The sequence below is a fragment of the Streptomyces sp. NPDC005808 genome (assembly GCF_042871385.1).
Lineage (GTDB): Bacteria > Actinomycetota > Actinomycetes > Streptomycetales > Streptomycetaceae > Streptomyces.
On sequence record NZ_JBIAIK010000005.1, the window covers coordinates 423,132 to 436,344 of the forward strand.

A 13,213-nucleotide genomic window follows, 5' to 3' on the forward strand; every position below is an offset into this window, starting at 1 on the left:
AGTCGTCACCACCCGACGTACCGCCCGTGGTGTCACCGCCCGTGGTGCCACCGGTCGCATCGCCAGTCGTCGCACCGCCGATGATCGCGCCGCCGGTCGTATCGCCGGTCGTCGCACCGACCGTGGTGTCCCCACCGCCGGTCGTGTCACCAGTCGTCGTACCAACGATGGTGTCGCCACCGGTCGTCGTGCCACCGTCGTCACCGGCGCCGTCGTTCACGTTGACACTGATCGGCCCTGCTTCGATGTCGACGTCCAGAGCCGAAGCGGCTCCTGCGGCGGTCAGCGAGGCGCCGGCGGCGATCACGGCACCAGCGGCTATCCGTGCCACACGGATCCGCGTCTTCTTCGTCATTCGGCTGCTACCCCCAGTAGCTAAATCGTCAATGGAGCAGCGCCCGGGGCCACGGCGTCACAGGTGGCTTCACTCAAGCCCCCCGGTTCACATGCGCCCCAGAGATACGCATGCCACGCGCCACCATCCCCACTTTTCAAAGTAACGTCAAGGTCGTTGCGTACGCGATGTCCGGATCAACATCATTTGACTGGCGTGAGTCATGGGACTGTGATGTAAAACCCAGACATCCCACACACAAAAGGCAACTGCCGTCTGCGTGACGGCAGTTGCCTTGTCGACAAAGCGGTGCTAAAGCTCCCGCTTACTTCTCCTGCTGCTTGCGCCAGCGAATTCCGGCCTCGAGGAAACCGTCGATCTCGCCGTTGAACACACCCTCGGGGTTACCGACTTCGAACTCGGTGCGCAGGTCCTTGACCATCTGGTACGGGTGCAGGACGTACGAACGCATCTGGTTTCCCCAGGAGTTGCCGCCGTCGCCCTTCAGGGCGTCCATCCTGGCCTGCTCCTCCTGGCGGCGCCGCTCGAGCAGCTTGGCCTGGAGGACGTTCATCGCGCTGGCCTTGTTCTGGATCTGGGAGCGCTCGTTCTGGCAGGAGACCACGATCCCGGTGGGGAGGTGGGTGAGGCGGACCGCGGAGTCGGTCGTGTTGACACCCTGGCCGCCGGGACCGGACGAGCGGTAGACATCCACCCGCAGCTCGGACTCGTCGATCTCGATGTGGTCGGTCTGCTCGACGACGGGCAGGATCTCGACACCGGCGAACGACGTCTGGCGGCGTCCCTGGTTGTCGAAGGGGGAGATCCGGACGAGCCGGTGGGTGCCCTGCTCCACGGAGAGCGTTCCGTAGGCGTACGGGACGTGCACGGCGAAGGTGGTCGACTTGATGCCGGCCTCTTCCGCGTACGAGGTCTCGTAGAGCTCCGTCTTGTAGTTGTGGCGCTCCGCCCAGCGCAGGTACATGCGCTGCAGTTTCTCGGCGAAGTCGGAGGCGTCGACGCCGCCGGCCTCGGCACGGATGGTGACGACGGCCTCGCGGGAGTCGTACTCGCCGGAGAGGAGGGTCCGGACCTCCATCTCGTCCAGCGCCTTCTTGACGGCCGTGAGTTCGGTCTCGGCCTCGGCGCGGGTGTCCGGGTCGTCCTCCTCCTCGGCCATCTCGAAGAGCACGCTCAGATCGTCGATACGCCCGCGCAGCGCCTCGGCCTTCCTGACCTCCGCCTGGAGGTGGCTCAGCTTGCTGGTGATCTTCTGCGCCTCGTCCGGGTCGTCCCACAGGGACGGCGCGGCCGCCTGCTCCTCGAGCACGGCGACATCTGCCCTCATCGTGTCGAGGTCCAGGACGGCCTCGATCGACTCCATGGTCGAGGAGAGGGACTTGAGCTCTTCGGATACATCGACGACTGCCACGCCTCCAGCGTAACGGCAACGACAACCGGGGCCGCCCCCTCGGTCCGGGGGCTGCTTTTCAGCCCGTCGGGCGCGGGAGGTTTTCAGCCTGTCCGCTGCTGGACATCTTCCGCCCGTCCGGCGTTTGAGGACGAGGCCCTTCAGGCCGAAGCGGGGGTCTGGGGGCGGCAGCCCCCAGGTACGGGACGGGCAGGGGCGGAGGGGGCGAAGAAGACCACGGTCACGGAGCCGAGGGCGCCGAGTTCTTCGTGTCCGGCGACGGCGTGGACCCGGCGTCATCCCCCGAGGTGGCGAGCCAGGTACCGACACCCACGGCGGCCACCAGCACGGCAGCCGCCGTCCCCAGGGTGATCCGGCGCCGCCGAGCCGAGGCACGATGCCGCGCGGACCCCGGCCGCGCCGCACCCGCGGCCCGCGGCACCCGAGCCGTCCCCCGCGCGCCCCCCGCCAGCTCATCAGGACCCGGCACGCGCATCGACGTATGGGTGTCCCGGTTCGAGTCGGACACAGCCCCGGGCACGAGCGGCACGGCCCCCCGCCGCACCGGCGACGGATCCCGCGGCGCAGCCGGCTCCGCCTCCTCGTACCCCTCGTCCTCCCCGGACTCCGCGTCCGGCGAATCGACGTCCAGCGGCGGCATACCCGCCAGCGTGGGGAGCTGCTCCCGCAACCGCGCCGCCAGCTCGGACGCCCGCAGCCGCGAGGCCGGCGCCTTCGCCAGACACTGCACGAGCAGTTGCCACAGCTCGTCCGGGATCCCGGGCAGCGGAGCGACCGTCTCGGTCACGTGCCGTCGCAGCACCGCCCCGGGATGCCCGCCCCCGAAGGGCGTGAACCCGGCGAGCAGTTCGTACAGCACCGTCGCCAAGGCATAGATGTCGACGGCCGCCCGGGGCGGCAGCCCCTCGATGATCTCGGGCGCGAGATAGTCCGGCGTACCGATGATCTTCGTCGCCCGGGTCCGCCGGGGCGAGTCGATGAGCTTGGCCACCCCGAAGTCGGTCAGCAGCGCGGGGTGCGAGCCGCCGGGCCCGAGCGGTCCCTGCATGTCGAGCAGGACGTTCTCCGGCTTCACATCCCGGTGGACGACGCCCGCGGCGTGCGCGGCCGCGAGCCCGTCCGCGATGTCGGCGACGATCGCGACGGCGGCCTCGGGGGCGAGCCGCCGCTCCCGGTCCAGCCGGGTCCGCAGATCTGTGCCGCGTACGAGATCCATGACGAGCGCGAGGTCGTTGCCGTCCACGACGAGATCCCGCACCGCGACCACGTGCGGATGATCGAGCCCGAGCAGCGCCGTGCGCTCCTGCACGAAGCGGCCCACGAGCTCCTGGTCGGAGGCGAGGTCCTCGCGCAGCAGCTTGACGGCGACGGGCCCGTCGGGCCCCTCACCCAGCCACACCGTGCCGGCGCTACCCCGCCCAAGAATCTGGTTCGCGGTGTACCGGCTACCGATTTTCCGTGCCAAGGCTGCTCCTACGGACGCGTGTTGTCGCTAAAAGTACGCGTCCGAAGAGCCAACCTTCACGCCGGAGCCGGAAATCACCCGCCAGGTGTCGACAAATCTCCAGACTCGGCTCCCGTAGCCCGGGAATTACGGCTGGGTGTCCCCAGAAGTCCCGCCGAGATCCCCGACCCACCCGGAGACGGTCTTGTACATCTCATTCAGCTGGCCCCAGAAACTCCTGGTGGTCCCGATCCAATCCTGAAGGGGACTGAACTCCCAGATCAGCCAGGCGGCGACAAAAAGGATGACGATGGTGAACAGGCACCCCTTGAGGCAGCCGAGTCCGGGAATCCTCATCGGGTTGGCACTGCGCCGCCGCGGCTCGCGGGGTTCACGCGCGGGCTGCTGCGGCTGCTGCGGCGCGGGAGCGTACCTCTGGGGCTGCTGCTGTGAAGGCTGCTGACGCCGGGGCTGCTGCTGAGGCTGCTGCTGAGGCGCGTACTGCTGCGGCTGTTGCTGCGGATATCCGTACCCGGGCGGCGGCTGCTGCCCCTGCTGCGGTCGCTGTTGGGGCCGCGCGACCTGCCGCTGGGGGCGGCGGCGCAGCGGGTCCTGGTTCGGGTCGAGGTACTGGACCTGCGTCGGCTCGTTGCGGTCGCGGGCCGCGCGGAGCTGGTTCTGCCAGGGGTGCGGGTCCTCGGGTCCGCCCGGCTGGTTCTGCGGCACGGGCGGCATGACGGCGGTCGGGTCGGCCGCGCCACGGTTCGGGAGTACGGAGGTGGGGTCGGCGGCGCCGGTGTGCGGGAGGTAGCTGGTCGCAGCGTTCGGGTCGTACGAGCCCGCGCCCTGCGGCAGCACCTGGGTGGGGTCGGCGGCGCCGGGCATGCCGGGGACGGTCGCCGGGGACGGGTCGGGGGCGAGCAGCGCCCCCACGCCCTCCGCGGCCATGATCTGCGCGGAGTTCGCGTGCACTCCGACGCCCGCGGCGACCGTACGCAGCCCGCGCGCGAGGTTCTCGGCGCTGGGCCGCTCGTCCGGGTTCTTGCGCAGGCAGCGCTCGATGACGGTCCACAGGGGGTCAGGGACGGTCGACGGGCGGCGCGGCTCGGCGCTCAGGTGCTGGTGCAGCACTTCGAGCGCGGACCCGCCGCCGAACGGCGGACGCCCGGTGACCAGCTCGTACATCAGAATGCCCGCCCCGTAGATGTCGACGGCGGACGTCTGCGGACGGCCTTCCGCGGACTCGGGCGCGACATACGCGGGCGTGCCGACGAACTCGTGGGTCCGGGTCAGCCCCGGGGAGTCCGCGAGCCGGGCGATACCGAAGTCCGTCAGCATCGGGTGCATCTGGCCTGCGTGCTGGGTGAGCAGGACGTTGGCCGGCTTCAGGTCGCGGTGGACGACGCCGTCGGCATGGCTGGCGGCGAGCGCGTCGGCGACCTGGGCGGTCAGCAGGGCGGCGGCGACGGGACTGAAGGGGCCGTTCTCGCGGAGGTAGCGGTGCAGGTCGGGGCCGTCGATCAGGTCCATGACGAGCGCGAGCAGATCGCCCTCGACGACGAGGTCCCGTACGCGCACGATGTTCGGGTGGGTCAGCCGCAGGAGGACGGAGCGCTCCCGCAGGAACCGCATCACGATGTCGGGGTCGCTCGCGAGCTCTTCCTTGAGGACCTTGATCGCCACGGTCTCGCCGGGCTGGCCCTGGACCGCCGCCTCGGCGCCTGCCGTCTCCCGCTGGCGGGCGCGCCAGACGGTGCCGGTGGCACCGCGCCCCAGCGGTTCCTCAAGGAGGTACTTGCTCCCTACCGGCCGCACGTCATGCGCTCCCTGTTGCTTGCTTCTCGCCTGCTGATTCCGACCCACTCTAGTGCCGAGGTACATAGCACCGGGCTGTCGTCCTCCTGTGCGGCCCCCCTCGTCCCGTGCGCCTCACAGTCGCTTACGTACCAGTTGCCGTAGATGTTCGATGGAAAGACGCTCGGTCCGGTCGGTTGGTTGCCGAGACCCGAGCGTGACCGATCTCAAGCGGGTACCGGTCGGACACAGGTAGGGCACTGGTCAGGAACTTTTACGGGCAGAGCCGACCAATCAAGATCACTTGCCGCTGGGGGGCGGGCGTGTTGTCAGTGGCAGGTGCGAGGATGCTTTCACTACTGGCCGACGTGCCCGTGGGCGGTGGGGGAATCTGCGGTGGAGGGACCACAGCGCAGCCTCGTCCTCGTCGCGGACACCCGCGCGGAAGGGACCTCTGACGGCGATGCAGATCCGGCTGACCGTCGTAGACCCGCTGGGCCCGCCCTCGGAGCCGCGGGGGCGTGCCGCGGCCTGCGATGTGCTGGTCACCGCCCCCGCAGGGACGGCACTGGCGGCGGTGGCGTCCGGTCTCGCCTCGGCGGTAGGCGCAAGCGACAGCCAGGTCGTGCTGTACGCGGGCGCCGAGCGCCTCGACGCCCAGCGCTGCACGGTGGGCGAGCCGCCGCTGACCGACGGCGCCGTACTGTCCCTGGGCTCTCCCGCGGAGCCCGGTCCGGACGTGGACGAAGTCGCGGCCCAGCTCCAGGTGATCGCGGGCCCCGACGCGGGCGGCGTCCACCTGTTGCACGGCGGCCAGATCCGCATCGGCCGCTCCGCCGACGCTGACGTACCGCTGGACGACCCCGACGTCTCCCGCCTGCACTGCGCCATCACGGTCACCCCCGAGGGCCGCGTCTCGGTCGCCGACCTCGGCTCCACGAACGGCACCGTGCTCAACGGCACCCGCGTGGGCGCCCGCCCGGTCCGCCTCGCCCCGGGCGCGCTCCTGCGCGTCGGCGAGTCGGCCCTCAGGCTCGCCCCGCCCGGGGGTACGAAATCGGTGGCAACGACACCCGATGGGGAAGGCCATGTCCGGGTACCCGTCCAGGTCGATGCCGGCAGTGTCGGTACGCGCGGCGACGGCGTCGGACAGGCACGGTCCGTGCCGACGGCGAGCGTGCCCCACGCGCGCGTGGGAGACGCCGGCCCGGAGGCAGGCGGCGCAGTCCCGCCCAACGGGGAGACGCATCACGCCTACGCATCGGCGGAGCGGGGGTCCGCGGCCGACGTCACCGCGGCCCAGGAGCACGGCCCGGTGGTCGTCCCGGTACAGGGCAGGTCCCCCCGGATCGAGAACAGCGAACTCTCCGATACGGCCACCGCCCCTCACCCCCAAGGCACGGACACCGCGGCCGAAGCCGCTGCTCCCACGACCGCGGAGGGCGCGGGCACGCGGAAAGGCACTCCGCCCAGAGGTACGGACATCCCCTCGGGCGCTCGCAAGCGAGCCGGACTCGGCGCCTGGGCCAGGCGGCTGGCCCAGGGACGCGGCGAGCCTGCGGAGTCCGGGCAGGACCCGTACGACGGAGAAGAGGAATCCGCAGAGGAGAAGGACTTCCTTCCGGTGACACAGTCACCGGAGAGCTGGCCCGACCCGGCGACACTGCTGCTCACGGCGCTGGGACCGGGACCCCGGCTGTGGGAACGGGGACCCGGGCACCCGGAGACACTGACGGTCCGGCTGGGTACGGCCGACCGGGCCGCGCCGGACGGTTCCGGCCTGCTGCCCGCCGTGCCGGTCACCGCCGACCTGCGGGAGGCCGGTGCACTGGGCCTCGCCGGCCCACGGGACCGCCTCATGGGGCTGGCCCGCGCGGTCGTGGCGCAGCTCGCCGCGTTGCACTCGCCCGACGTGCTGGAGATCGTCCTGCTCAGTACGGACCGTTCCCGCACAGTGGAGGACCGCACCGCCGAGTGGTCCTGGCTCGGCTGGCTCCCCCACCTCCGCCCCGCACACGGGCAGGACTGCCGCCTCCTCCTCGCCTACGACCGCGAACAGGCCACGGCCCGCACCGACGAACTCCTCCGCCGCCTGGACGACCACCCGCCGACGCCCGAGGCTCCCCGTACCGGCCATACCGTCGAAGCCCGCGGCGGAGTCCGACGCCCCGCGTGGGCCCGCGACGAGGACCCGGCGGACGGCGCCTTCGACGGCCCGTACACGGTCGTCGTCGTGGACGGCGACCCCGGAGGCGCCGACGTAAGGGAGTCCGTGGCACGGCTGGCCCACCACGGTTCACGGGCCGGTATCCATGTCATCTGCCTCGCCGAGACGGCATCGGCGTCACCCGCGTCGCCGGTGACGGACACCTACGAGGCGGCGTGCGAGGCGTCACCACCGTTCCGGGAGTGCGGGGCGGTCGCGCTGCTCAGCGGGGATGTCGCGACGGCGCTACGGCTTCTGCGGGTGGCCCCGGGTGAACGACCGAAGGCGACGATTCCGGGCGGGGGCGAGACCTCGTATTCGGGGTCCGGGAGTTCGGGACCCGCGAGTTCGGGACCCACGCATTCGGGGTCCGCGCATTCGGGGTCCGCTCATCCCGGCGTCCAGCACGCCGGGTCCGCCCTTCCCGGGTCCGCCCATCCCGGCTCCACGCACGCCGGGTCCCCCCTCTCCGGCTCCACGCACGCCGGGTCCGCACGTTTTGGATCCATCCATGGCGGGCCCCGGGACAGCGGCACCGCGGGGAGCGGGCCCGCCCAGGCCGGCCTTTCACACGGTGAACCGTCCCAGGGCGACGGCTCGGCGGCACCACACTCGGGTCGCGCCCACGGCGAAGCCGCGCACGGGGGCTCGGCACGCACCGGATCCCCCACCGGCCCCGGAGCGCTCCATCCCGCTTCCCCTGCCTCTGTGCCCACGGAGCCGGTGTCCGGGGGCCCGATGACCCGTGGGCCCGTGGGCCATGGCACGGTCGCCGCGGTCGACGCGGTGTCGGTGGCGTGGGCGGAGCGGTTCGCCCGGGCGTTGGCTCCCTTGCGCACGGATGGTGCTGGTCCTCAAGGGGGACGGCATGCGCGGGTGTCCGTGCCACTGCCCCAGATGGCAAGGCTGCTGGACGAGTTGGGGCTGGCACGGGCCACCCCGGCTTCCCTGATGGCCCGTTGGGCCGACGCGGGGGACGACGTGGAGACGCTGGGCGGGCGCGGCCGGGCCGTGCTCGGTGCCGGCCCCCGCGGGCCCGTCTGCGTGGACCTCGCGGCCGACGGCCCGCATCTGCTGATCGAAGGCCCGACCGGCAGCGGCCGTACGGAACTGCTGCGCTCCATCGCCGCCTCCCTCGCCGCCGCCGAGCGCCCGGACCGGCTCGGGATCGTCCTGATAGACGGGCGTGACGCCACCGGGGGCAACGCCGCCGGGCAGGGCGAGGGACTGCGCGTCTGTACGGACCTTCCCCACGTCACCACGCACCTCACCGCCAACGACCCCGTACGGATGCGGGAGTTCGCCCAGTCCCTGAGCGCAGAGCTGAAGCGGCGGGCAGAGTTGCTCGGCCGCCTCGACTTCACGCAGTGGCACACCCGGCGCGAGGTGTCGGGGCGGATCGTCACGCAGCGTTCGGCGGGCGGGGGCTCGTCCGGTGCCGGGGATCTCGACGCGCCGCCCAGTTCGACGCTGCGGTTGCGGCCGACGGCGCGGGAGGGTGCGGAGCCGGGGCCGCCACTGGCCCGTCTCGTCGTGGTGGTCGATGACCTGGACGCACTGCTTTCCCCGGCGTTGGGGTCGCTGGGGCGGCCTTCGGCCGGGTCGGTCGTGCGTGCTCTGGAGGCGGTTGCCCGTGAGGGGCAGCGGCTCGGTGTGCATCTCGTGGCGGCGGCCGGTGTGGAGGGACGTACCGCGGATTCCGAGCTGGGTCGTTCCGCGGCGCTACGGGTCATTCTTGACGCGGTGTCGGCGGCGCCCGGGCCGGACGAACCGGCGCCCGGGCGGGGGCGACTGCTCGGCCCCGAGGGCCAGGTCACGCCCTTCCAGGCCGGGCGGGTCACGGGGCGCATCCCCCGTACGGCGACCCTGCGGCCCACGGTCGTTCCCCTGGAGTGGCACCGCATGGGCGATCCTCCGGCGCGCCGGCCCGTCCGCGAGCTCGGCAACGGCCCCACTGACCTGGCCCTCCTGGCCAGCGCCTTGGAACGCGCCGCCCGCTCGGTCTCCGCCACCGAAGTCCCCTCCCTCCTCTGACCCCGGCGCAGGTACCGCCCGACCTTCTTTCGCCCCCTCCGCCCCTACCCGTCCCGTATCTGGGGGCTGCAGCCACCCACCCGGACACCCACCGGCACGCACCCGCACCCACCCGCACAAGGCGCCCCCGCCAGGAAACATCACGACGCGGTCACGATCGCTCACTTGACAGCGTCGGCGCTCTTGCCGCCCTCACAGACACGGGCGTAGACCAGATCGCACGGGACAAGCGCCGGACGTTCGACGAGGAACGATGAACGGGGCAAAGATGCGCAGCACTCTTCGTACACGCAGGTCGCCCAAGAACTCAGCACGCCAGAGCTCAGCACGCCACAGGGCACCCCGAGCCGCACAAACCGCCGCAGCCGCGGTAACCGCAGGCGTACTCGCCCTCGCACTCACCGCATGCGGCGGCGACGGCGACAGCGACGACACGGGCGGCACGGAAAGCAACGGCACGGACAGCTCCGCCTCCGTCCAGCTCCCCAAGCTGAACGGGCAGACCCTCGAGGTCGCGGCCGTCTGGACGGGCCCGGAGCAGGCCAACTTCACCAAGGTCCTCGACGAGTTCGAGAAGCGCACCGGCGCCACCGTCAACTTCGTGCCGACCGGCAACAACACCTCCACCTTCCTCGGGACCAAGATCGAGGGCGGCAAGCCGCCGGACGTGGCGTTCCTCCCCCAGGTCGGCGTCCTGCACCAGTTCGCCGAGAAGGGCTGGCTGAAGGACGTCGGCACCGACGCCCAGGCGCAGCTCGACAAGAACTTCTCAGCGGGCTGGCAGGACCTGGGCGCGTACGAGGGCAAGCAGTACGGCATCTATGTGAAGGCCGCCAACAAGTCGCTGGTCTGGTACAACACCGCGGCGTTCGAGGCCGCGGGCATCACCGAGACGCCCACCACGTGGGCGGACTTCATCTCCACCGCGCAGACACTGTCCGACGCCGGTTCCCCCGCCGTCTCCATCGGCGGAGCCGACGGCTGGACGCTCACGGACTGGTTCGAGAACGTGTACCTCTCCCAGGCGGGCCCGGAGAAGTACGACCAGTTGGCCACGCACGAGATCAAGTGGACGGACCCGTCCGTCAAGGACGCGCTCACCACGCTCGCCGAGCTGTGGGGCAAGGACGACCTGATCGCGGGCGGCCGCTCGGGCGCGCTGCAGACGGAGTTCCCGAAGTCGGTGACGCAGACGTTCTCCGGCGACACCCCGGCGGGGATGGTCTTCGAGGGCGACTTCGTGACGGCGAACATCAACGCGGACACCGACGCGAAGGTCGGCACGGACGCCAAGGTCTTCCCGTTCCCCGCGGTCGGTGACAAGGCCCCGGTGGTCAGTGGCGGCGACGTGGCCGTGGCGCTGAAGGACGGCGCAGGCGCCCAGGCGCTGCTGACCTTCCTCGCCTCGACGGACGCGGCGGAGATCTGGGCGGCCCAGGGCGGTTTCCTCTCCCCCAACAAGGAGATGGACCAGGGGACCTACAAGGACGCGGTCACCCGGGACATCGCCAAGGCGCTGCTCGCCGCGGGTGACGACTTCCGCTTCGACATGTCGGACCAGGCCCCGGCGGCCTTCGGCGGCACGCAGGGCATCGGCGAGTGGAAGGACCTGCAGGACTTCCTGAAGAACCCCTCCGACATCGCGGGCGCCCAGAAACAGCTAGAGGCCGACGCCGCCAAGGCGTACAAGAGCAGCTGACGGCACGCGGGATGTCGTCTTCGACGCTGAAGGTGGGCGGTGCCGGCGGACTGCCGGCGCCCTCCGCCGCGAAAACGCGCAAGAGCGTGACCGGGACCAAGCTGTGGGTGGCGGTGCTTTTTCTGCTCCCCGCGCTGATCCTGCTCGGCGCGCTCGTGGTCTACCCGATCGGGTACTCGATCTGGCGGAGTCTCTACGACGCCGGAGGTTCGGGCTTCGTGGGCCTGGACAACTACATCGACATCTTCACCACCGACTCGACGCTGACCGCGGTGCGGAACACCGCGATCTGGGTCGCCGTGGCCCCGGCGGTCGTCACGGTCCTCGGCCTGATCTTCGCCGTGCTGACCGAACGGGTGCGCTGGGGTACGGCGTTCAAGCTGATCGTCTTCATGCCGATGGCGATCTCGATGCTCGCCGCGGGCATCATCTTCCGGCTGGTGTACGAGCAGGACCCGGACCAGGGTGTCGCCAACGCGGTCGTCACGTCGGTGCACGACGCCTTCGTCGACTCCTCGGTCTATCCGAAGGCGAGGCCGAACGCCCAGGTGAGCGACCTGAAGGCGTCGGGCGGCGGTTCCTTCACGAGTACGGGCACCGTCCAGGCGGGCTCTCCGGCCCTGCTCCCGCTGGTCGGCATCGCACCGAACACGCTCCCCGGCACCCCCGAGGACGCCAGGACACCGGCGGCCGGCAACGGCATCACCGGCACGGTCTGGCTCGACTTCAAGCTCGGCGGCGGCGGTGAGAAAGGCAAGATCGACCCGGGCGAGAAGGCCCTGAAGGGCGTCAAGGTCGAGGCGGTGAAGGACGGCAGAACCGTCGCCTCCGCGACCACCGGCGCCGACGGCACCTTCACGCTCCCCCAGGAGGCGGACGGAGCCCAACTCCGGCTCCCGGGCTCGAACTTCGCCGCCCCCTACAACGGCATCGACTGGCTCGGCCCGACGCTCGTGACACCGTCCATCATCCTCAGTTACGTCTGGATGTGGGCGGGCTTCGCGATGGTGCTGATCGCCGCGGGGCTCGCGGGGGTCGACCGCAACCTCCTCGAAGCGGCGAGGGTGGACGGCGCGAACGAGTGGCAGGTGTTCAGAAGAGTCACCGTTCCCCTCCTCGCACCGGTCCTGATCGTCGTCCTGGTCACGCTGATGATCAACGTGATGAAGATCTTCGACCTGATCTACATCATCGCGCCGCAGCCCAGTCAGGACGACGCCAACGTGCTCGCCCTGCAGCTGTTCCAGTCCTCCTTCGGCGGCGGCGGCAACTACGGCGTGGGCAGCGCGATCGGCGTCATCCTGCTGCTGCTCGTGCTGCCGATGATGTATGTCAACCTCCGCCGTCTCAGGAAGGAGCGCCAGCGGTGACCGCACTCGACACATCCGTACGCGCCAAGCGCTCCCTCGCCGCCCGGGTGGCGAGCGGGGCGGCCGGCGGAGCACTGCGCGTCTTCCTGCTCCTGGTCGCGCTGTTCTGGCTGGTGCCCGCCTTCGGCCTGCTGGTCTCGTCGTTCCGCGACCCGACCGACATCGCCGCGTCGGGCTGGTGGAAGGTCTTCACGGCCCCCGCCCAGCTGACCACCAAGAGCTACCAGTCGCTCCTGGAGAACGACGACGTCACCAGCGCCCTGGTCAACACCATCTACATCACCGTCCCGGCGACCCTGCTGGTCGTCATCATCGGCGCGATGGCCGGATACGCCTTCGCGTGGATGGACTTCAAGGGCCGCGACTGGTGGTTCATGGCAGTGGTGGCGCTGCTCGTCGTACCCGTGCAGGTGGCGCTGATCCCGCTCTCCAACCTGTTCGGAAAGATCGGGATCTTCGGCGACATCATCGGTGTCGTCCTCTTCCACGTGGGCTTCGGACTCCCCTTCTCGATCTTCCTGCTGCGCAACTTCTTCGCGGAGATCCCGCGTGAACTCCTGGAGGCGGCACGCCTGGACGGTGCGGGAGAGGCCCGGCTCTTCGCGACCGTGGTCCTGCCGCTGGGCGCGCCCGCGATCGCGTCCCTGGGGATCTTCCAGTTCCTGTGGGTGTGGAACGACATGCTGGTCGCCCTGGTGTTCTCGGACTCCAACTCGCAGCCGCTGACAGTCGCCCTGCAGCAGCAGGTTCGGCAGTTCGGCAGCAACATCGAGGTCCTGGCGCCAGGCGCGTTCATCTCGATGGTGATCCCGCTCGCCGTGTTCTTCGCGTTCCAGCGGCAGTTCGTGTCGGGGGTGATGGCGGGCGCGGTGAAGTAGGGGCGAAACCTTCGAGTTGCGG

The 13,213-nt window shown here is 70.8% G+C and carries 7 protein-coding genes and 1 pseudogene; 4 read left to right on the plus strand and 4 right to left on the minus strand.

Annotated features, from left to right (window positions below; translation table 11 throughout):
- From ACFYPC_RS14805 to ACFYPC_RS14820, 4 genes and pseudogenes are all read right to left on the minus strand, one after another.
- Nucleotides 1-355, minus strand: a pseudogene (locus ACFYPC_RS14805) (hypothetical protein); the annotation flags it as partial.
- Between the two features lie 304 nt (nt 356-659).
- Complete coding sequence (gene prfB, locus ACFYPC_RS14810; RefSeq protein WP_388675130.1) at nt 660-1,766, minus strand: peptide chain release factor 2; 1,107 nt, start codon at nt 1,764-1,766, stop codon at nt 660-662.
- Between the two features lie 220 nt (nt 1,767-1,986).
- On the minus strand, nt 1,987-3,231 hold the full coding sequence (locus ACFYPC_RS14815; RefSeq protein WP_388675133.1) for a serine/threonine-protein kinase: 1,245 nt from the start codon (nt 3,229-3,231) through the stop codon (nt 1,987-1,989).
- A gap of 126 nt (nt 3,232-3,357) precedes the next feature.
- The gene (locus ACFYPC_RS14820) at nt 3,358-5,025 is read right to left on the minus strand and encodes a protein kinase (RefSeq protein WP_388675136.1); all 1,668 of its coding nucleotides are present in this window, start codon (nt 5,023-5,025) and stop codon (nt 3,358-3,360) included.
- 442 nt (nt 5,026-5,467) lie between these two features.
- Here ACFYPC_RS14820 and ACFYPC_RS14825 point away from each other — a divergent pair, with 442 nt between their 5' ends.
- From ACFYPC_RS14825 to ACFYPC_RS14840, 4 genes are all read left to right on the plus strand, one after another.
- The gene (locus ACFYPC_RS14825) at nt 5,468-9,244 is read left to right on the plus strand and encodes an FHA domain-containing protein (protein WP_388675139.1); all 3,777 of its coding nucleotides are present in this window, start codon (nt 5,468-5,470) and stop codon (nt 9,242-9,244) included.
- Nucleotides 9,245-9,512: 268 nt separating this feature from the next.
- Nucleotides 9,513-10,943, plus strand: a complete 1,431-nt coding sequence (locus ACFYPC_RS14830; protein ID WP_388675141.1) for an ABC transporter substrate-binding protein — start codon at nt 9,513-9,515, stop codon at nt 10,941-10,943.
- 11 nt (nt 10,944-10,954) lie between these two features.
- Nucleotides 10,955-12,313: a carbohydrate ABC transporter permease gene (locus ACFYPC_RS14835; RefSeq protein WP_388675143.1), complete on the plus strand. Its 1,359-nt coding sequence runs from the start codon at nt 10,955-10,957 to the stop codon at nt 12,311-12,313.
- Nucleotides 12,310-13,191: a carbohydrate ABC transporter permease gene (locus ACFYPC_RS14840; RefSeq protein WP_388675146.1), complete on the plus strand. Its 882-nt coding sequence runs from the start codon at nt 12,310-12,312 to the stop codon at nt 13,189-13,191. Before ACFYPC_RS14835 ends, ACFYPC_RS14840 begins: the two co-directional genes overlap by 4 nt.
- The last annotated feature ends 22 nt before the right edge of the window (nt 13,192-13,213 follow it).

What these genes read in the sequence shown, in the direction of transcription:
- ACFYPC_RS14830 (WP_388675141.1), top strand. Translation starts at nt 9,513, where the DNA reads ATGCGCAGCACTCTTCGTACACGCAGGTCGCCCAAGAACTCAGCACGC.
- ACFYPC_RS14825 (WP_388675139.1), top strand. Translation starts at nt 5,468, where the DNA reads ATGCAGATCCGGCTGACCGTCGTAGACCCGCTGGGCCCGCCCTCGGAG.
- ACFYPC_RS14835 (WP_388675143.1), top strand. Translation starts at nt 10,955, where the DNA reads ATGTCGTCTTCGACGCTGAAGGTGGGCGGTGCCGGCGGACTGCCGGCG.